The organism is Rhodococcus sp. NPDC047139 (assembly GCF_040643435.1).
Classification (GTDB): Bacteria; Actinomycetota; Actinomycetes; order Mycobacteriales; family Mycobacteriaceae; genus Rhodococcus.
The window spans coordinates 160,201-179,463 of the sequence record NZ_JBEYUH010000001.1 but is presented as its reverse complement, the minus strand read 5'-3'; the positions used below and the strand labels follow the sequence as shown (position 1 = coordinate 179,463).

17 protein-coding genes are annotated in these 19,263 nt (G+C 67.0%); 4 read left to right on the top strand and 13 right to left on the bottom strand.

Going from position 1 to position 19,263, the window contains the following annotated elements; all coding sequences use genetic code 11:
* Nucleotides 1-27: 27 nt before the first annotated feature.
* Entirely contained in the window at nt 28-1,671 is a 1,644-nt protein-coding gene (locus ABZ789_RS00835; protein ID WP_358417540.1) for an AMP-binding protein, read from the bottom strand.
* 107 nt (nt 1,672-1,778) lie between these two features.
* Here ABZ789_RS00835 and ABZ789_RS00830 point away from each other — a divergent pair, with 107 nt between their 5' ends.
* Complete coding sequence (locus ABZ789_RS00830; protein ID WP_358417537.1) at nt 1,779-2,642, top strand: LuxR C-terminal-related transcriptional regulator; 864 nt, start codon at nt 1,779-1,781, stop codon at nt 2,640-2,642.
* A 27-nt stretch (nt 2,643-2,669) separates the two neighbouring features.
* Here the strand turns inward: ABZ789_RS00830 and ABZ789_RS00825 are convergent, their stop codons facing one another.
* The 5 genes from ABZ789_RS00825 to dxr all read right to left on the bottom strand — a co-directional run bounded on the left by ABZ789_RS00825 (nt 2,670) and on the right by dxr (nt 9,079).
* Nucleotides 2,670-4,511 carry a penicillin-binding transpeptidase domain-containing protein gene (locus tag ABZ789_RS00825; RefSeq protein WP_358417535.1) on the bottom strand — a complete coding sequence of 614 codons (1,842 nt, stop codon included), beginning with the start codon at nt 4,509-4,511 and terminating at the stop codon, nt 2,670-2,672.
* A gap of 32 nt (nt 4,512-4,543) precedes the next feature.
* Nucleotides 4,544-5,380 (bottom strand): GNAT family N-acetyltransferase, encoded by an 837-nt coding sequence (locus ABZ789_RS00820; protein WP_358417532.1) that lies wholly within the window; start codon nt 5,378-5,380, stop codon nt 4,544-4,546.
* Between the two features lie 114 nt (nt 5,381-5,494).
* Complete coding sequence (ispG, locus tag ABZ789_RS00815) at nt 5,495-6,649, bottom strand: flavodoxin-dependent (E)-4-hydroxy-3-methylbut-2-enyl-diphosphate synthase (RefSeq protein ID WP_358417528.1); 1,155 nt, start codon at nt 6,647-6,649, stop codon at nt 5,495-5,497.
* Between the two features lie 45 nt (nt 6,650-6,694).
* Nucleotides 6,695-7,912 (bottom strand): M50 family metallopeptidase, encoded by a 1,218-nt coding sequence (locus ABZ789_RS00810; protein ID WP_358417525.1) that lies wholly within the window; start codon nt 7,910-7,912, stop codon nt 6,695-6,697.
* A gap of 15 nt (nt 7,913-7,927) precedes the next feature.
* Nucleotides 7,928-9,079 (bottom strand): 1-deoxy-D-xylulose-5-phosphate reductoisomerase, encoded by a 1,152-nt coding sequence (gene dxr, locus ABZ789_RS00805; protein ID WP_358417522.1) that lies wholly within the window; start codon nt 9,077-9,079, stop codon nt 7,928-7,930.
* A gap of 151 nt (nt 9,080-9,230) precedes the next feature.
* On the opposite strand from dxr, the gene ABZ789_RS00800 reads away from it, so the two are divergent.
* Entirely contained in the window at nt 9,231-9,479 is a 249-nt protein-coding gene (locus ABZ789_RS00800) for a DUF2631 domain-containing protein (protein ID WP_358417519.1), read from the top strand.
* Between the two features lie 71 nt (nt 9,480-9,550).
* Here the strand turns inward: ABZ789_RS00800 and ABZ789_RS00795 are convergent, their stop codons facing one another.
* The 3 genes from ABZ789_RS00795 to ABZ789_RS00785 are packed head-to-tail and all read right to left on the bottom strand — an operon-like array spanning nt 9,551 to nt 12,785.
* The gene (locus tag ABZ789_RS00795) at nt 9,551-10,336 is read right to left on the bottom strand and encodes an enoyl-CoA hydratase-related protein (RefSeq protein WP_358417516.1); all 786 of its coding nucleotides are present in this window, start codon (nt 10,334-10,336) and stop codon (nt 9,551-9,553) included.
* A complete protein-coding gene (locus ABZ789_RS00790; RefSeq protein WP_358417513.1) occupies nt 10,336-11,604 on the bottom strand; it encodes an acetyl-CoA hydrolase/transferase C-terminal domain-containing protein in 1,269 nt (422 codons plus the stop codon). The genes ABZ789_RS00795 and ABZ789_RS00790 overlap by 1 nt, the downstream gene beginning before the upstream one ends.
* Nucleotides 11,601-12,785 (bottom strand): CoA transferase, encoded by a 1,185-nt coding sequence (locus tag ABZ789_RS00785; protein ID WP_358417511.1) that lies wholly within the window; start codon nt 12,783-12,785, stop codon nt 11,601-11,603. Before ABZ789_RS00785 ends, ABZ789_RS00790 begins: the two co-directional genes overlap by 4 nt.
* 117 nt (nt 12,786-12,902) lie before the next feature.
* Between ABZ789_RS00785 and ABZ789_RS00780 the strand changes: the two genes are divergently transcribed.
* Nucleotides 12,903-14,411 (top strand): class I adenylate-forming enzyme family protein, encoded by a 1,509-nt coding sequence (locus ABZ789_RS00780; RefSeq protein ID WP_358417509.1) that lies wholly within the window; start codon nt 12,903-12,905, stop codon nt 14,409-14,411.
* Between the two features lie 29 nt (nt 14,412-14,440).
* Nucleotides 14,441-15,211: an SDR family oxidoreductase gene (locus tag ABZ789_RS00775; protein WP_358417507.1), complete on the top strand. Its 771-nt coding sequence runs from the start codon at nt 14,441-14,443 to the stop codon at nt 15,209-15,211.
* A gap of 13 nt (nt 15,212-15,224) precedes the next feature.
* Here the strand turns inward: ABZ789_RS00775 and ABZ789_RS00770 are convergent, their stop codons facing one another.
* The 4 genes from ABZ789_RS00770 to ABZ789_RS00755 are packed head-to-tail and all read right to left on the bottom strand — an operon-like array spanning nt 15,225 to nt 19,223.
* A complete protein-coding gene (locus tag ABZ789_RS00770; RefSeq protein WP_358417504.1) occupies nt 15,225-16,235 on the bottom strand; it encodes an ABC transporter ATP-binding protein in 1,011 nt (336 codons plus the stop codon).
* The gene (locus tag ABZ789_RS00765; RefSeq protein ID WP_358417501.1) at nt 16,235-17,359 is read right to left on the bottom strand and encodes an ABC transporter ATP-binding protein; all 1,125 of its coding nucleotides are present in this window, start codon (nt 17,357-17,359) and stop codon (nt 16,235-16,237) included. Before ABZ789_RS00765 ends, ABZ789_RS00770 begins: the two co-directional genes overlap by 1 nt.
* The gene (locus ABZ789_RS00760; RefSeq protein WP_358417498.1) at nt 17,356-18,261 is read right to left on the bottom strand and encodes an ABC transporter permease; all 906 of its coding nucleotides are present in this window, start codon (nt 18,259-18,261) and stop codon (nt 17,356-17,358) included. The genes ABZ789_RS00765 and ABZ789_RS00760 overlap by 4 nt, the downstream gene beginning before the upstream one ends.
* Entirely contained in the window at nt 18,258-19,223 is a 966-nt protein-coding gene (locus tag ABZ789_RS00755; protein ID WP_358417495.1) for an ABC transporter permease, read from the bottom strand. The genes ABZ789_RS00760 and ABZ789_RS00755 overlap by 4 nt, the downstream gene beginning before the upstream one ends.
* Nucleotides 19,224-19,263 lie beyond the last annotated feature (40 nt).

The following is a 19,263-nucleotide window of genomic DNA, read 5'->3' as shown; positions in this document are numbered from 1 at the left end:
GCGCCCCGCTCCCCCGTCATCCACCGATCAGCCGGCAGCGCCGGCCTTGCGCAGTTTGAATCGCTGAACCTTGCCGCTCGGTGTCTTGGGCAGGTGCGGGACGAAGTGCACGGCCCGCGGGTAGGCGTGGGCGGCGTACTTCTTCTTCACGAGTTGCTGGAGGTCCGTTTCGAGGGCGTCGTCACCCTCGACTCCCTCCCGCAGCACCACGAACGCCTCGAGTACCTCGCCGCGCAGGTCGTCCGGAAGGCCGACCACCGCGGCTTCGATCACGTCGGGATGCATCACGAGCACCGATTCGACGTCGAAGGGACCGATGCGGTAACCCGCCATGATGATCACGTCGTCGTCGCGGGACGAGAAGAAGAAGAATCCGTTCTCGTCGACCTTCCCGGCGTCGCCGGTCAGATACCACCGGCCATCCTCGCTGAAGCGGCCGGCGGTCTTCTCGGGCGCATCGACATATCCGGTGAACCACACCAGCGGGCTCGCGTGCACGTCGATCGCGACGCGTCCGACCTCTCCGGGCTCGGCCGGTTCCTCGCTGTCCTCGCGCAGCACCGCGCACGTCCATCCCGGGAGTGGCTTGCCCATCGATCGCGGCGGAGTGTCCTCGCGCAACTCGTCCGCCCACGCGTCGACGACGAACATGCCGTGTTCGGTCTGCCCGTACTGGTCGCGAACCACCACACCGAGCGTCTCCTGCGACCAGGCGAGGACGTCGGGGGTGAGCGGCTCCCCTGCTGAGGAAGCGCGGCGCAACCGGATCTGTGGATGCTCCGCGGTGTCCGCCTTGAGGCTCCGGTAGACCGTCGGAGCGGCTGCGAAATTGGTGACCCCGAAGGTGTCGAGGATCTGCCAGGTGAGCGCGGGCGAGAAGCCGGCATGCAGCAGGATGCTGCGTCGGCCGGCGGCGAGCGGACCGAGCAGCGCGTAGTAGAGGCCGTAGGCCCATCCCGGATCGGCCGCGTTCCAGAACACGTCGTCCTCACGCACGTCGAGGCCGAAGTCGAGGTAGGCGTGGAAGGACGCGAGGGCCTTGACCGGAACGGGAACGCCCTTGGGAGTGCCGGTCGTTCCGGAGGTGAACAGCTGGACCAGACGGCCGTCGGCACCTACCGCGACCGCTTCGGCGCGCGGGTCGCCGGCGGAGTACGAGGTGAGCAACTCGGCGAAGTCGCGGGCCTGCCGACCCGAAGCATCCACCGTCCCCTCGCCCGCCACGACGACCCGCCAAGGCACGTCCGCCGCGATGTCGGCCCCGGCGGCCAGCTTGGCGGCCTGGTCGCGGTCGGCCACGACGACCTTCGCGCCGCTGGCTTCGAGCCGGAACGCGATCGCCGGGGGCGCGAAGGCGGTGAACAACGGCACGTGCACGGCCCCTCGACGCCAGATGCCGAGGAGCGCGACGACCAGATCGGCGGACTTACCCATGAGTGTCGCCACATGATCGCCGGGCTCGACGCCGAGATCCGCGAGCGCGGCAGCGAATCGGGACGACCGTTCCCGGAGCTCGCCGTAGGTGAGATCCGTGGCGCTCAGGTCGGCCTCGACGACCGTGAACGCCACCGCATCGGCCGGGTGGTCGTCGCACAGCAGTCGGGCTGCGCAGGCATCTGCCGTGTCGTAACGCTCGAGCAGTGTCCGCACGCGGCTCGCTGTGTCGCCCATTGTGGTCCTTTCGTCCGTACTCACCAGGGGTGTTGTGATCTGTGGGGCACACCCGTTCGCCGTCTATGATTCGAGTCACACCATATTCCCGATACCCCCGGAAAGGGGTGGCACTCGTGTCGTCTCCCTCGTCGGCGCTCCTGCGTCCCCGTGACGGTGATGCATTGCGGGGAGAACTCCGCCGGACCGCGTCCGAAGCGCAGTTGCCGGTGCTCTTCGCCGGAGAGGTCCGGCAGGGCTCGTTGCAGTTGAGTGAGTTCTTCGGCACGCGGACGAACAGCCTGGCCGGCGTCGTGGTGCCCCCGAGGGCCGGTCTCGGGGGCCGCGTTCTCGCGGAATCCAGAGCGGTGACGGTGTCCGACTACGGTCGCTCCTCGTCGATCACACATCATTTCGACCGCCCCGTGCTGTACGAGGGGTTGCGCTCGATCCTCGCAGTGCCGGTGCTCGTGGCGGGGAAGGCGCGGGCGGTGTTGTACGGCGCCGCGCGCGAGTGCGCACCGGTGGGTGATCGGGCGGTGGCGGCGTTCGCACAGGCGGCTGCTCGCCTCGCCCACGAGATCGCGGTGCGCGACGAGGTCGACCGCCGGCTCGCGATGCTCGCACACTCGTCGGACGATCGCGATCCGGTCGCGACCGCTCAGGTCCGAGAGGTCCATGCCGAGTTACGTCTGCTGGCGCAGGACACCTCCGACCGCGCACTTCAGGACAGGCTCCGCTCGCTGTCCGATCGGCTGGCCGGAGCGCTCGACGGCGGGCGCCCGGAATCGGTGGAGATCATGCTGTCCCCACGCGAGACCGATGTCCTCTCCCACGTCGCGCTCGGGTGCAGCAATGCCGAGATCGCTCAGCGCCTGTCGGTGGGAGCGGAGACGGTCAAGAGTTATCTTCGCAGCGCGATGAGCAAGCTCGACGTCCATTCCCGTCACGAGGCCGTGGTGGTCGCCAGGAAGGCCGGCCTGCTTCCCTGATCTCGGCCCCGCGAGCCGGCTCGGCGACTACGTACCATCGTTGTATTCAGGTGGAAGAGCGGCGAACATGTCGCGCGTGACCGCGACGGCGTTGTCGGAACTGCCGCCGCGGACGACGAGCGTCGCGAATGCCAGATCTCCGCGGTAACCGACGAACCACGAGTGCGATCCGCCTTCGACCTCGGCCTCGCCGGTCTTCCCGTACACATCGCCCTGGTCCCGGATCCGATCGGCGGTACCGCTGGTGATCACCAGGCGCATCATCTGCCGCAGCCCCTCGACCATCTCCTGCGTCACCGCCGGCGGTGAACCGTTCACGACCGTCTCGCGACCGGCGATGAGATAGGTCACCGGGGTGCGACCTGCGGCGACGGTCGCCGCGGCAAGCGCCATCCCGAACGGGCTGACGACCACCTTGCCCTGACCGAAGCCGTCCTCGGTGCGTTCGACGAGATCCTCAGCCGGCGGCACCGAGCCGGTGAAGGTGGGCATCCCCACCACCTCGTAGTCGACACCGATCCCGAACTGCGAGGCGGCGACGGTGAGCGAATCCGGCCCCATCTCGGAAGCCAGCTTGGCGAACGACGTGTTGCAGGACCGGGCGAAGGCGGTTGCCAGGGACACCGTGCCGAGGGCGAATTCGTTGTAGTTGGGCACGCTCCGCTGCCCGATCGTGATGCGCCCGGGACACGGCACCATGGTCTCCGGTGTCGCACGCCCCGCCGCGATCGCCGCGCCCGAGGTGACGATCTTGAAAGTCGAACCCGGCGGGTACTGGCCCGCGAGCGCGACCGGCCCGTCGCGATCGGCCGCCTTGTTCTGGGCCACCGCGAGCACCGCTCCTGTGGACGCTTCGATCACGACCGTCATCGCCTGCTCGGTCCGCGCATCGACGGCCGCCTGCGCGGCGACCTGGAGCGGGCGGTCGAGGCTGACCGAGAACGACGGCACCGGCTGCGGAGGTGTCTCGGTGAGCACCCCGGTGTCGACCCCGTACTGGTTCACCACGACGACGCTCCATCCCGCCGTGCCGTCGACCTCGTCGATGACGGTCTTCTTGATCTGTCCCACGAGATCGGGGGCGAAACTGCGATCGGTCGCGACAAGGTCGGCCTGCTCGGTCACTACGACGCCGTCGATACCGGCGAGACGAGCGGCGACGAGTTCGTAGTCGTCCTCACGCAGCCGCAACACCGCACGCGGGCCGGACGAAGCCGTCACCGATTCCGCGATCGCCTGTGCTGTGAGCGACGAGTCGAACTGCGAGAGCGTCGAGGAGAGTGTGCGCGCGGCACCGGCGACGTCGTCGACCTCCGACGCGTCGAATGCGATGCCGTAGACCGTGCCGGGAACGAGGATGTCACTACCGGCATGCTCGTTGACCCGGGCGCGCGGGGCCGGGCTGCTGCGCAGCTGCATGGTCTGCCGTTCGCCGAGCTGCGGGTGCAGCGCGGACTTGGCCCACCGGACGATCCAGTCGTTTCCGCTGCGGCCCATGTTGAGCTCGCCGGTGTACTGCCACACCCGGTCCTTCGGCAGGAGCCACTCGTAGCTGAACCCCACGGTTGCGGACTCTCCGCTGATCCGTGTCGAAGTGGTAGTGGCCGTGAGGGATCGGGCCTGAAGTCCGTCCAGGACCTCCTGCATGGCAGTGGCGGCGTCCTCCGGCCGGTCCGTGCGTGCGGCCGCTGCCTGAACATCTCGAGAGGCGAACAGTTCGAGGAAGGTCCGGGCGGCCGCCTCCGGCCCGGCCTGACGAGGCGTGCATGCGACGGCCAGGCCGAGGAGCACGACGGTCGCCGACAGCGCCGCCACGATGCGGCAGGCGCGCGCGTACGAGGGTGCCGAGGGCGAGCTTCGAGGTCTCATCGCCCGTCATCGTAGGCAGCGTCGGCGGATTTTCAGTCGAGCAGCACCGTCGAGAATGTCGCGACCTGACGGAAGCCCGCACGCGCGTACGCCCCGCGGGCCGGGGTGTTGAAGCTGTTGACGTAGAGACTGGGAAGGCGACCGGTACGGGCGACCGCGCACGCGACGGCGGCCGAGCCCCTTGTGCCGAGACCCTCCCCGCGCCGCGCCGGATCGACCCACACGCCCTGGATCTGCCCCACCGTCGACGACTGCGATCCCACCTCCGCCTTGAAGACGACCTGCCCGTTCTCGAAGCGTGCCCAAGCACGCCCTGCCGCGATCAGGCTTGCGACACGTCGTCGGTAACCCGCACCCCCGTCACCCGCCCGCGGGTCGATGCCGACCTCCTCTATGAACATGGAGATCGCGGCGGGCAGGTACACGTCGAGTTCGTCGGACCGCACAGGGCGGACGTACGGATCGGGCTCGATGAGAGGCTCACGATCGAGCACGAGGAGAGGTTGCTCGGCACGCACCTCGCGAGGAGTCCCCCACACCGGCTCGAGCCGCTCCCACATCGGCAGCACGTACTCGGCCCGGCCGACCATCGACGAGCACCACCGAGGGCCGCGACCCGCACGCTCCGCGAAAGCCTGCATGTCCTCCGAGCTTCCGAGCAACGGAATGAGATTCGCCCCGGAGAAGCACAGCGACGTCTCGGGGCCGCCGCGGCTCCACATCTCGCCACCGACGGCGCGGCCGTCGAGTCCGTACTCCTCGACGCGGCCGGCCACCATGCACGCGGCCACAGGATCGCGCGCGAGCACCCTGAGCACCGCAGCGGTGTCTCGCCCACCCAACGACCGGACACCCAGAAGCTTGAGCACTCGCTCACCACCCGTCGACAAGCCGATACGAGATCAGGGTGCCATGCCGGGCGGCGGCGTGGAAACCGGCTACCCGGACAGTAGGAAGGCGCCGCCCCGTAGGTCCCATCGGATTCAGCCGACCGACACCACGGGACCGCTGCCGGAAGCGTCGCCCTCCATCTCCTCGGCGATCCGCATCGCTTCCTCGATGAGGGTCTCGACGATCTGAGCCTCGGGCACGGTCTTGATGACCTTGCCCTTGACGAATATCTGTCCCTTGCCGTTTCCGGATGCCACACCGAGATCCGCTTCGCGGGCTTCGCCGGGGCCGTTGACGACACAGCCCATCACCGCCACCCGCAGCGGCACCTCCATCCCCTCGAGGCCCGCCGTGACCTCGTTCGCGAGGGAGTAGACGTCGACCTGGGCGCGTCCGCACGAGGGACACGAGACGATCTCGAGCTTGCGGGGACGCAGATTCAGCGACTGCAGGATCTGGGTACCGACCTTGATCTCCTCGGCGGGCGGTGCCGAGAGGGAGACGCGGATCGTGTCGCCGATGCCCTCGCTCAACAGTGCGCCGAAGGCCACCGCCGACTTGATGGTGCCCTGGAAGGCCGGACCCGCCTCGGTGACGCCCAGATGCAGCGGATAGTCGCACTGGGCGGCGAGCTGCCGGTAGGCCTCGACCATCACGACGGGGTCGTTGTGCTTGACGGAGATCTTGATGTCTCCGAAGCCGTGCTCCTCGAACAGGCTCGCCTCCCACAGCGCTGACTCGACAAGCGCTTCCGGGGTCGCCTTGCCGTACTTCGCCAACAGACGCGGATCGAGCGAACCGGCGTTGACACCGATACGGATGGGGATTCCGGCGTCGCCGGCAGCCTTGGCGACCTCCTTGACGCGACCGTCGAACTCCTTGATGTTGCCGGGGTTGACGCGCACCGCCGCACATCCGGCGTCGATTGCGGCGAATATGTACCGCGGCTGGAAGTGGATGTCGGCGATCACCGGGATCTTGCTCTTCTTCGCGATCGTCGGGAGCGCGTCGGCGTCCTCCTGACGCGGGCACGCGACACGCACGATGTCGCACCCGGATGCGGTCAACTCGGCGATCTGCTGGAGCGTGGCGTTGATGTCGTGAGTCTTCGTGGTGGTCATCGACTGCACCGACACCGGATGGTCACTGCCGACGCCGACGTTTCCGACCATGAGCTGACGGGTCTTGCGACGGGGCGCGAGGACCGCAGGAACTTCGGGCATGCCCAAACCGACGGGGCTGGTCACTGTTCGCCTTCTTTCTTCGCTGTTCGGCAAGTCTACCGGCGCAGGTCAGAACAACTGGATGGGGTTGACGATGTCTGCGGTGAGGGTGAGCACCATGTACGCGCCCCCGATGACCACTGCCACATAGGTCAGAGGCAGCAGTTTCATGTAGTCCACGGGCGGCCCGACAGGCAATCCGCGCAGGCCGCGCAGCCAGTTACGGACCTTCTCGTACACCGCGACGGCCATGTGCCCGCCGTCGAGCGGCAGCAACGGAAGGAGGTTGAACGCACCGAGGAAGAAGTTCAGCTGGGCGAGCAGCAGCACGAACGATTCCCAGATACCGCGCTCGGCGAACTGGCCGCCGATGACGCTCGCCCCGACGACGCTGACCGGAGTGTCGACCGCACGCTCTCCGCCGGTGACGGCGGTCCACAGGTCGGCGACCTTGCTCGGCAGGCTGACGAGCGCCTCGGCGGTACGCACCGCCAGATAGCCGGTGAACTCGAAGGTCGCGGGGATCGCGGTCAGCGGCGTGTACTCGACGACTCCCGGCTCGCCGCCCACACCGATCGCACCGACGGTCCGGGAGACGGGCTCGGCGTCGGGCGACTCACTCTCGTAGACATAGCGCTGCACCTGTTGCACCGTGACCGGGAGAGTAACGGTCTCGTCTCCGCGTTCGACGGTGAACGGCACGGTGCCCGACAACGGTTGCGTGGCCTGCCGGAGGTCGGCGAAGGTTTCGACGGGTTCACCGTCGACGGCGACGATCACGTCGCCGGGCTGGATACCGGCTTCCCCGGCCGGTCCCGGACCCGAGCACTCGGCCGGCGTGTAGTCGGGGGGGCCCGCTTGCGTGGGTGCCGCGCACTCCACCGTGCCGACGACTGCCCGGGTGTCGGTGTTGGGCAACCCGGCCGACGCCGCCAACCCGTAGATGAGGACTATGCCGAGCAGGAAGTTCATCGCGATGCCCCCGGACATCACGACCAGGCGCTTCCACGTCTTCTGCTTGTACATCGCGCGGTCGACTTCGTCGGGCGCGAGTTCATCCAGGGCTGTCATGCCCGCGATGTCGCAGAATCCCCCGGCCGGCACGGCCTTGAGGCCGTATTCCGTCTCGCCGCGGCGGAACGCGAACACCCGGGGGCCGAACCCGATGTAGTAGCGCCGGACCTTCATGCCCAGTTTCTGCGCCGTCCACATGTGGCCGGCCTCGTGCAGAGCGATCGAGATGGCGATGCCGAGGGCGAACACCACCACGCCCAGTGCGAACATCATGAGTGGTCGATCCTCCTATACGAGTGCGCGCGCCCGCTCGCGGGCCCAGCCGTCGGCGGCGAGCACGTCGTCCACGGTACTGGGTTCGGCGGCCCACTCGTGTGCGTCGTCGAGCACGGACTCGACCGTCTTCACGATCCGCGGGAACGAGAGGGTCCCGGAGAGGAAGGCCTCCGCGGCGACCTCGTTGGCGGCGTTGTAGACCGCTGTGAGACAGCCCCCGCCGATTCCGGCCTGCCGTGCGAGCCGCACCGCGGGGAACACCTCGTCGTCCAGCGGTTCGAACTCCCAGGTCGATGCAGCCGAGAAGTCGAGCGCCGGCGCCGCGTGCGGGACGCGGTGCGGCCATCCGAGTGCCAGCGCGATCGGCAGCTTCATCGACGGCGGCGACGCCTGCGCGAGGGTGGAACCGTCGACGAAGGTGACCATGGAGTGCACGATCGACTGCGGGTGCACCGTCACGTCGATCCGGTCGTACCCCACTCCGAAGAGCAGATGCGTCTCGATGAGCTCGAGGCCCTTGTTGACCAGGGTGGCCGAATTGAGGGTGTTCATCGGCCCCATCGACCAGGTCGGGTGAGCACCCGCCTGTTCGGGGGTCACCGATTCGAGGCGATCCGCGGTCCAGCCGCGGAACGGTCCGCCCGAGGCGGTCAGGACCAGGCGTGCCACCTCGTCTCCGCTGCCGCCACGAAGGCACTGCGCAAGCGCCGAATGCTCGGAATCGACCGGGACGATCTGGCCCGGTGCCGCGGCTGCCGTGACGAGCGCTCCGCCCGCGACCAGCGATTCCTTGTTCGCCAGCGCGAGACGCGCGCCGGTGCCGAGGGCCGCCAGGGTCGGTTCGAGTCCGAGAGAGCCGACGAGCGCATTGAGCACGACGTCGGCTTCCACCTCACGCACGAGTTCGGTGACGGCTCGGGGACCGCTCCGGACCGGCAGGTCGAGACGTGCCGCGGCGTCGGGGTCGGCTACCGCGACCTCGCGTACGCCCGTCGCGCGGATCTGCTCCGCCAGCAGGTCGGTCCTGCCACCGCCTGCGGCCAGTCCGACGACCTCGAAGTCGTCGGGATTGGCGGCGATAACGTCGAGCGCCTGGGTACCGATGGAACCGGTGCTGCCCAGCAGTAACACCCTGGTGCGGGAGGAAGATCGTGTATCGGCCACGGGTGCATTGTTCCTGACGGACCTGAAGAGTTCCTGAACCACCCGCTCTGTCCCTGTCCCGACAGGCCGGGCGCATGCCCCGCTTCGTACGACAGGGGGTCGTATGTCACGATAAGCGGCAACAGCAGCATCTGGTGAGCAGGAGGAAACCGTGGCCGGTACCGAGTTGCAGTCCACTCGTCGAGACGTGCTGGCGGAAGTGCCGTCGGCCGAGTGGGGTTGGAGCGGGGAAACCCCGAAGCTCTTCCGTGTCATGGCCCTGGTCTCCGCAGCGTTCCTGCTGCTGATGCTCATCGGCAACCACGAAGGCAATGTCGAGAGCCTGTACCTGATCGGTACGGCGTCGCTGCTGGTTCTCATCGTCGTGATCGACGCGGTGCGCCGGCGTCGTCTGCGCTAGTCGACCAACGTTCAGGGCCCGTCCGGAGCACTCCGGACGGGCCCGAGTTCGTCGTGGTGGCCCCGCGGCGATCAGCGCCCCTGCCAATGAGGGGGGCGCTTCTCCGAGAAGGCCCGGGGCCCTTCCTGGGCGTCGCTACTGCGGTAGCACACCTCGGAGGCGTGACGTGCAGCCTCCAGAGCCGCCGAGCGGCCCATCTCGGTAGCGAGCATCACGGTCTCGCGCGCAACTCGAACCGACAGCGGGGCACCGTCGAGGATCTCGGCAGCCAAGCCGAGGGCCTCGCTCATCAGATCCTCCGGCTCGGCCAGGCGGTTGACCAATCCGATTTCGTAGGCGCGCCGCGCGGAGATCGGTTTGCCGGTCAAGAGGATCTCCATCATCACCCGCTGCGGGATCATGTGGATGAGCGGAGTGGCCCACGGTGAGCTCCTGCCGACCCTGACCTCCGTGACGGCGAATGTCGCGGACGTGCTGGCTACACACAGATCGCACGACTGGGCGATGAGCCAGCCGCCGGCGAACGCCGCGCCGTTGACCGCGGCGATGGTGGGCTTGGACAGATGCACGTTGTCGTAAGGAACCGGGATGAAGTCCCGGGGCGGGACCTGCATTCCGGAATCGACCATCGCCTTGAGATCACCGCCCGCACAGAACGCCTTCTCCCCCGCTCCGGTGACGATCCCCACTCGCAGAGCGGGATCTCGCTCGAACCGGTCCCAGGCGGCGCGAAGTCCCTCCCGAACCTCCGCCGACAGACAGTTGCGCGTCGCGGGCCGGTTGAGAGTGATCACGGCGATTCCGTCATCGCGACTTTCGAACAGCACGGCCTGATCCGTTGCCAATTCTGTGCTCATCAGAATCCTCGTCGTCGAATGATGTGTGCCTCACGTTCGAGGTCCTCGCGAAAATCCGGGTGGGCGATCGCGATGAGTCGACGGGCCCGCTCCGCGAGACTTCGGCCGCGGAGTTCGGCTGCCCCGAATTCGGTCACGATCACGTCCACATCGCTTCGCGCCGTGGTGACCGGGCCCGACAGCTGTGCGGTGATCCGGCCGACTGTGCCGCCCTTCGCGGTTGCGGGAAGCGCGATGATCGAATGGCCCCCGGGTGAACGGGTTCCGGCACGTACGAAGTCGACCTGTCCACCTGTTCCACCGATATAGACGGAGCCGCTCTGCTCGGCGTTCACCTGTCCGGTCAGATCCACTTCGAGTGCGGAGTTGATCGTGACGAGCGAGTCGAGTTGTGCGAGGACGGCGGCGTCGTGCGTGTACTCGGTCGTGCACATACGCAGCTGCGGATTCCGGTGCGCGAAATCGTACAGCCGCCGGGTACCGATCAGGGCCCCGGTGATCGACACTCCCCTGTCGATCCTCTTGCGCGCGTTGGTCACTGCGCCCGCTTCGATCAGGTCGACGAGACCGTCGCCGATCATGCCGGAGTGGACACCGAGGTCTGCGCGGTCATGGAGCAGACGGAGGATGGCATCGGGTACGGCTCCCACCCCGGTCTGGAGGACTGCTCCGTCGCCGATGAAGCGTGCGGCGTGTCGCGCGATGGCCTCGTCCGTCTCACCGATGGTTGCCGGTGGCACCTCGACGGGTGGCCGGGAGACACGAATCGCGTGGTCGATCGCCGATGCCGGCAGATATTCTCCCGGCGTCCAAGGAATCCGGTCGTTGATCTCGGCGACGACGACGCGCGCCGTGGACACGGCGGCCTGCACGTAGTCGCTGATGAGCCCGAAGCTGTGACGTCCGTGCTCGTCGGGTGGGCTCACCTGAACGAACGCCACGTCGCAGCGCAGTACGCCGGCTTCGATCAAGGGCCCTATCCGGCTCACGTGGCAGGGCACGATCTCGAGGCGATGGGCTTTCGACAGGGCCCGCAGCGACCCGATCGCACCCATGCTTGCCACCGAGAAGCTCTCGGCTGTCTCGGAAGTGAAGATCCCTGAGAAGCTGGTGGCGACGAACACCGAGAGATCGCCGATCTCTGCGCCCTGGCGTATCAGGGCCTCGATGAGCGTGGTGGGTTCTCCGCATGCCTGCCCGATCACGATCCGGTCACCGGGCCGCAGTATCGCCGACAGGTCGAGGCGGGCTTCTTCTGCGACGGTCACGACCGAGCTCCGGGGCGCTCGGACATCGTGTCGAGCTCGCTTCGAAGGCGCATCTCCTCGATCACATCGTCGGTGTGGGCTCCGAGCCTCGGTGCGGGGCCGGCCACTCGCCCCGGGGTGCGGGAGAACCACGCCGGGGGGCCGGGAAACCGGACAGTGCCGTTCGGGGTGTCGACATCCTCGAAGAACCCCACCTGCTCGAGATGCGGGTTTTCGAACAGTTCGTCCAGAGTTCGAACAGGAGCGGCGGGAATATCGTGGGAGCGCAACAGATCGAGCCATTCCCGGGTGGTGCGTTCCTCGAACGTTCTTCCGAGCAGTGCGTAGACTTCGTCTATCCGGCGGGCCCGCTGCTCCAGCGTCGCGAGGTGTTCACCGGCCCAATCCGGCTTCACGGCGTCGACGAAGGCTGCCCATTGCTTGTCGTTGTAGACAAGCGCGGAGATTCGACCGTCTTTGGTGCGGTACGGTTTTCGATTCGGCGCTACCACGCGCGGATAGACCGCGGCGCCGAGAGGTGGGGTGAACATCGCACCGTTTCCGTGTTCGACGAGCATGAAGGCAGCCATGGTCTCGAACATGGCAACCTCGACTTCCTGCCCTTCGCCGGTCCGTTCGCGGTGGAACAGCGCCATCATCGTCGCGTAGAGCGCGGTCATCCCGGCGACCTTGTCCGCGATGATCGTTGCCACGTATCCCGATGCGCCGGTGAGTTGTTCCTGGACGGACGGAAGGCCGCACTCGGCCTGGATCGTGTCGTCGTAGGCCGTGAGGTTCGAGTCGGGGCCGCCGCGGCCGTAGCCGTAGCAGTTGGTGTAGACGATCGACGGGTTCAGTTCCGCGACAGCCTCGTAGCCGAATCCGAGATCGGCGATGGCGGTGGCCCGCATCGAATGGATGAAGACATCGGCGTCGGCAACCAGATCGCGCAGGACGGCGGCGCCCTCTTCGGTTCGCAGGTCGAGGACGACGCTGCGTTTGCCCCGGTTCACGTTGACGAACACCCCGCCCATTCCCGGCTCCGGCCCCACGGAGATGTAGCGCGTGTTGTCGCCGGCGGGAGGTTCCACCTTGATCACGTCGGCTCCCATGTCGGCCATGATCTGGGTGCAGTAAGGGCCCATGACCATGGCAGTCAGGTCGACGACACGTACGTCTGCGAGCGGACCCGTGTGTTTCATCGGTAGATGACCTCGCTGCACTGGATGAGAGTTGAAGCCCCCGCACGTATCCACGGCTCGGGGAACGGCGTCACCTTATCAAGTGAATCTTTACAAGGATAGTGGTATCACTATGGGGTGGAAAGAATCAGCACTGCGCCGAACACGATTGCCGAGGTGCTCGACGACGCCCTCGTATCGCACCCCGACGCACCCGCGATCGAGGCCGCCTCGGGCGTGTGGTCTTACCGGCAACTCGACGATCGAGCGCGTCGCGCAGCCGGCGCGCTGTGGTCGCTGGGGGTCCGCCCCGGAGACCGGGTCGCCGCCTGCCTGCCCAACGATCTCGGCATCGTCGGCGCCTTCCACGGGGCCCAGCGCATCGGAGCCGTATGGGTGGGCATCGGAGAAGCTCTCACCGCCGAAGAGCAGCACGATCTCCACCGGATGTGCCGACCTCGCATCACCCTCACCGGTCCCCGCTACGAAGCCGTCACCGAGGGGGTCGTCACCGAGCACGAATGGGCAGCACTACTCGACGACGACCTCACCGCCCCACCTGTGCATCTCGACCCCGATGCGCCGGCCGGAATCGCCTTCACCAGCGGCACTTCCGGACGCCCGAAGGCGGTCGTCCACAGCCAACGCAATCTGCTCCTGCCGGGAGCGGTCCTGACGGCCATCCGCGGGTGGGGTACGGAACTGCGCAAGGGCGACAGCTTCCCGCTGACGATCCTCAATCTCATGGTGCTGTCGACCCTCCTCACCGCACAGGCAGGCGGATGTGCCGTGATCATGGACCGGCGCGATGCCGACGGCGTCGCCGAGTGGATCTCGACTCGGCGGGTGACCGTGTGGAACGGTGCCCCCGCACAACTGTTCGACCTCGCAAAACGCCCCGATCTCGATCTCCGATCACTCGTCGAGGTGTGGAGCGGTGGCAGCGACACTCCGGACGCCCTACGACACGCCTTCGCCGCGGCCCACGGCCTGGTCCCCCGCGCGACCTACGGACTGACCGAGGCACCGACCGTGGTCTCGATAGACCCCCCCGGAGCCGAGTGGCGAACCGGCACGAGTGGACACGTTCTGCCACAGTACGACGTGGCCGCCTACGACGACGAGGGGCGGCGTCTGCCCCCTGGCGAGATCGGCGAGTTGCGGTTGACCGGCGCGACGACGGGCGACTGGGCGAACAGGTGGACTCCCCTACTGGGCTATTGGGAGGACGGTACCGTCAACCCCGCAGATCCCGGGCCGTTCCCCACCGGCGACATCGGCTCGGTCGACGAGAACGGAGTGTTGACCGTACTCGACCGGAAGAAACTCGTCATCATCCGCGGCGGCGCGAACGTCTACCCCCTCGAGGTCGAACGGGTACTCGGGTCCCACCCGGCCGTCACGAAGGCTGCCGTGTACGGCGTCCCCGACGACCGGCTCGGTCACCGAGTGGGAGCGATCATCGAAAGCGGTCGCAGAGAAATCGACTTCGACTCGATCGAGGATCATTGCCGTCGTACACTCTCGACCTACAAGGTCCCGGAAGTATGGACGCGGGTCGACGCCCTCCCGGTCAACGCGATGGGCAAGATCCAGCGTGCCGGGCTACCCGAACTCGCTGCAGCACACAGGCAGGCCACCTCGTGACAACGACCCCGAAGGAGCACGTCGCACCGATGAACCCGGAATCCGCATCGAAGATGTTCGGTCTCCACGGCCGGGTGGCGCTCGTGACCGGCGCATCGTCCGGACTCGGAGCAGCGGTCGCCGAGACACTCGCGGCGTTCGGGGCCCGCGTCGCGGTGGTAGCCCGTCGCAAGGACCGCCTCGACGACCTCGCCGAGCGCATCGGTGGTCTGTCCGTGCCGTGCGATCTGTCCGACCTGCATGCCGTGGACGACGTGGTACCGGTGGTCGTCGACGGTCTGGGCGCACCGACCATCCTGGTCAACGGCGCGGGCAACATGTTCACGGAAGAGCGCGCCGAATCAGAGCCCTTGGGCGCTGTCCGGAGCACGATCGATCTCAACCTGCTCGCCCCGTTCCGGCTCTCACAAGCCGTTTTTCCGTATATGCGCGATGCCGGCGGCGGGGCAATCGTCAACGTGTCGTCGATCAGTGGACGTGTCGGCGTGCCCGGCATTCCTCAGGCCTCCTATGCTGCGAGCAAGCTCGGATTGTCCGGCCTGACAGCAGAACTCGCAGTCCAGTGGGCTCGTCACTCGATCCGGGTCAACACGGTGGCCCCCGGCTTCTTCCGTAGCGAGATCACCGGGCCGCTCTACGACAGTGCCAAGGCCACCGAATACCTCCGTCGGAACACTCCCCTGCCGAAGGAAGGAACGCCCGACGACATCGTCGGCGCGGTCCTGTGGCTGGTCGGGGCAGCGGGAAGCTATGTCACGGGTCAGACGATCGTCGTGGACGGCGGGTGGACGGCGCGGTGATCCCCGGTCGGCCTCACCGGCTGAGGCCGACGCCGTCCTCCAGGGGGAAGTGACACGCTGCGAAGTGCCCCGGTCGTACTTCGCGCATCTGTGGTTCCACATTCGCGCACACCTCCTGTGCAGCCGGGCAGCGGGTGCGGAAGCGGCAACCGCTCGGGGGCGCGAGCGGCGAAGGGATGTCTCCGTCGAGCGCGCCGGTGCGAACCGGCGCATCGGGATCCGGTTCGGGAACCGCATCGATCAGCGCGCGTGTGTACGGGTGCGCCGGCGCGCCGAACAGTTCGTCCGAGTCGGCGACCTCACAGACCTTTCCCGAGTACATCACCACCACGCGGTCGCTCACGTTCTTCACCACGGCCAGATCGTGAGCGATGAAGACCAGGGTCAGTTCGTACCGAGCCTTCATCTCCTCGAGCAGATTGACGATCTGTGCCTGCACCGACACGTCGAGAGCCGACACCGGTTCGTCGCAGATGACGATCTCCGGATCGAGAACCATCGCCCGTGCGATCGAGATCCGTTGGCACTGACCGCCGGAGAATTCGTGCGGTCTGCGATCGGATGCGGTGTCCGGGTCCAGACCCACCCGCTCGAGCATGTCGAGGGTCCGTTCCCGGATCTCCTTCTCGTCGGCGTAGCCGTGGATCCGCAGACCTTCGGCCACGATATCCTTGACCTTGCGCAACGGATTGAGTGACGAGATCGGATCCTGAAAGATCATCTGCAACCGCCGACGATGGTTGCGTAGCGCAGAACCACCGAGACCGATCATCTCTGTTCCGTCCAGTAGCACCGACCCCGACGTCGGAGGTGGCAATTGCAGAATCGCTTTGGCCACGCTGGATTTGCCGCAACCCGATTCCCCGACCAGACCGACCGTTTCTCCTCGGCGGACGTCGAAGCTCACGTCGGACACCGCGTGGACGCGCTCGCCTTTTCGTCCGGCGTACTCGACAGTGAGGTTGCGGATGCTCAGCACCACGTCGAGACCGTCCCGGAGGTGGGCGGTACCACTGCCGGCCATCAGATCACGTCCTTGGGGTCGATTCGGGTGCCCGCCGCGGTGGCGCCGGCGACGGCATTGGCTTGGCGGGCGGCGTCTCCCTGCGGCGTTCCCAGCGGAAAGAAACACGCGGCGAAGTGGCCGGAGGAATCGGGAGAGGCTTCCAACTCCGGGGTTTCCGCCAGGCACCTGCTCTGCGCAGACGGGCAGCGCGGAGCGAAACTGCAGCCGGGCGGCGGGTCGACGATCGTCGGTGGCCTCCCCGGGATGGAGGGCAGATAGGTGTGACTCGGCCGGTTGAGGCGCGGAATCGCATCCATCAGAGCCCGCGTGTACGGATGTCGCATGTGGGAGAACAATTGCCGGGTGGGGCCGCTTTCCACCACCCTTCCCGCGTACATCACCGCGATGCTGTCGGTGCGCCCGGCCACGACACCGAGATCGTGGGTGATGAGGATCATGCCCATGTTCGTCCTGGCTTGAAGATCGGCCAGGAGATCGAGGATCTGCTGCTGAACCGTCACGTCGAGCGCGGTCGTCGGTTCGTCTGCGATGAGCAGCCTCGGCGAGCACGCGATCGCGAGTGCGATGGTGACCCGTTGCCGCATACCACCCGACAGGTGGTGCGGATACAGATCGAACCGTACGGCGGGTTCGGGAATACCCACCTGTGTCAGCAGACGGATCGCTTCCGCCTTGGCGGCCCGCCGGTCGAGGCCGAGATGGAAGCGCAGGGTCTCGGTGAGCTGTTGCCCCACGGTCAGGACAGGGGTCAGCGAGGTCATCGGATCCTGGAACACCATGGACAGCTCGACGCCCCACAGGTGCTTGTTGTTTCGAGGAGACACGGTCGCCAGGTCCACGCCGTTCAGCACGATTCGGCTCCCGGGAAGCACACGAGCGCTCGGCGCCAGAATCTTCATGATCGCTCGCGACAGCACAGACTTTCCCGAGCCCGACTCTCCCACGATTCCGAGCGTCCGGCCCGCTTCGAGGTGGAGGTCGACACCGTCCACGGCCCGGACGAGCCCGCGGGGCGTATCGAACCACACGCGCAGTTCGCTCACCTCCAGCAGGGCGACGGCCGGATCGGAATTTCGGCGTCCTGTCGTCTCGTCCGTGGACACGGTGACATCGCTGGTCATATCGACGACTCCCTACCGATCCGCCCGCGAACGGAATCACCGAGCTTGTTGAACGAATACACCGTGAGAAAGAAGAACAGGGAAGGAATCAGTACGAGATGGGGGTACTGCCGCAGGGATTCGCGCCCTGCTGCCAGCATCCCGCCCCAGCTCGGCGTTGGTGGCGGTACTCCGAGGCCCAGGAAGCTCAGGCTTCCTTCGGCCACGACGAGGGTCGCCATCACCACCAGCGCGAGCGACATGACGGGGAGCATCACGTTGGCCAGCAGCTCCCGTACGAGGATCCTCCACGGGCCGGCGCCGAGTGCTCTTGCCGCCATCACGAATTCGCGCTCGGCGAATGCCATCGTGTTCGCCCGCGCCACACGCGCGAAGTTGGGAATACCCAACAGGGCCAGGCCGAGTACCAGCGTCGACAGCCCCGGTCCGAGAGCGGCCACCAGCGCGATGAGGAAGATCAAGGCCGGGAAGGAGAGTAGGAAGTTCACGACCAGGGAGATCACCCGGTCGACCGTGCCCCTGAAGAATCCGGCGATCATACCCAGCGCGACACCCACGACCATCGCGAGCGCAGTGCCTCCGATCGCCACGGCCATCGATACGCGAGCACCGTGGATACAACGCGAAAGGAGGTCGCGGCCTAGCGAATCCGTACCGAGCGGGTGCGGTCCCCAGCCAGGAGTCGCGCTGAAGTCGTCGGTGATCTCGTTGGGGTCGGGCAGAGGCAACCAGTCCGCGGTCAAAGCGGTGACGACCACGGCGAGAATCCACGCCGCCCCGACGAAGGCGCCGATATCTCGACGTCTCCGCCGGGTCGTGCGTGGGGTGAGGGGTGAAGCCACCGTCGCCGGAAGTCGCCTCTGTGCTCCACCGGTGGTGTCCTGCCGCATCAGGTCGGTCACGCGGCACTCACCTTCCTCACTCTCGGGTCGAGCCATGGGTAGACCAGGTCGACGATTGTGTTGATCGACAGGTAGAGCAGCGCGCTGAGCAGGACTACGGCCTGAACGACGACGAAATCGCGGGAGAGGATCGAGTTGACCACCAACGTCCCCATCCCCGGCAGAGAAAAGATCAGTTCGACGATGACGGTCCCTCCGATGAGTCGGCCGATGACCACGCCGGAGACGGTGACGAGCGAGAACGAGGACTGACGCAGGGCGTGCCGGACGAGGATGCGCCAGGTGGGCAGCCCTCGTGCCCTTGCCGACAGCACGTGGTCCTGCTGGAGGGTCGCTGTCATGTCCCCCTTGAGCAATCGCGTGAACAGGACGCATTCGCCGGCTGCCAGGGTCAGCACCGGCAAGGCCAGGTGCCGCACATGGTCGACGGGATCCTCGGAGAAGGGCACCCACCCGAGGATGGGCAGCATCCCGAACTGCACCCCGAAGACGAACACGAGCAGGATCCCCAGAACGAAGGAGGGAACCGCCAGGGTTGCCGAGGTCAGGGTCGTCGCGATCCGGTCGACGTGGCCACCGGGACGGTACGCCGACCAGACACCGACCGGGACCGACACTGCGAGCGCCAACAGCATGGACACGACCGCGAGTTCCAACGACACGGGGGCGCGCTCGGCTATGGAGGCCAGAACGTCCGTCTGCGTGGTGAAGGACCGGCCGAAGTCGCCCTGGAGCACACCTCCCATCCACGAGGCGTAGCGCTGAAGCAGCGGCTCGTCGAGACCGTAGTTCTGCCGGGCGAGCTCGCGCATCTCCTCGGAGGCACCCGGTGGGACGAGGCTGTCGACGGGATCCCCGGGGATCAGCTCCAGAAGCAGGAAGACGGCCACGCTGACCATCCAGACCAGAAGGAGAAAATTCACCACCGGGGCCGCGCCCCGCAGGACTGCTCGTCGCTTCACGCCTCGCCACCTCCGCTCCCGTACTTCGCCGCGTGTGCTG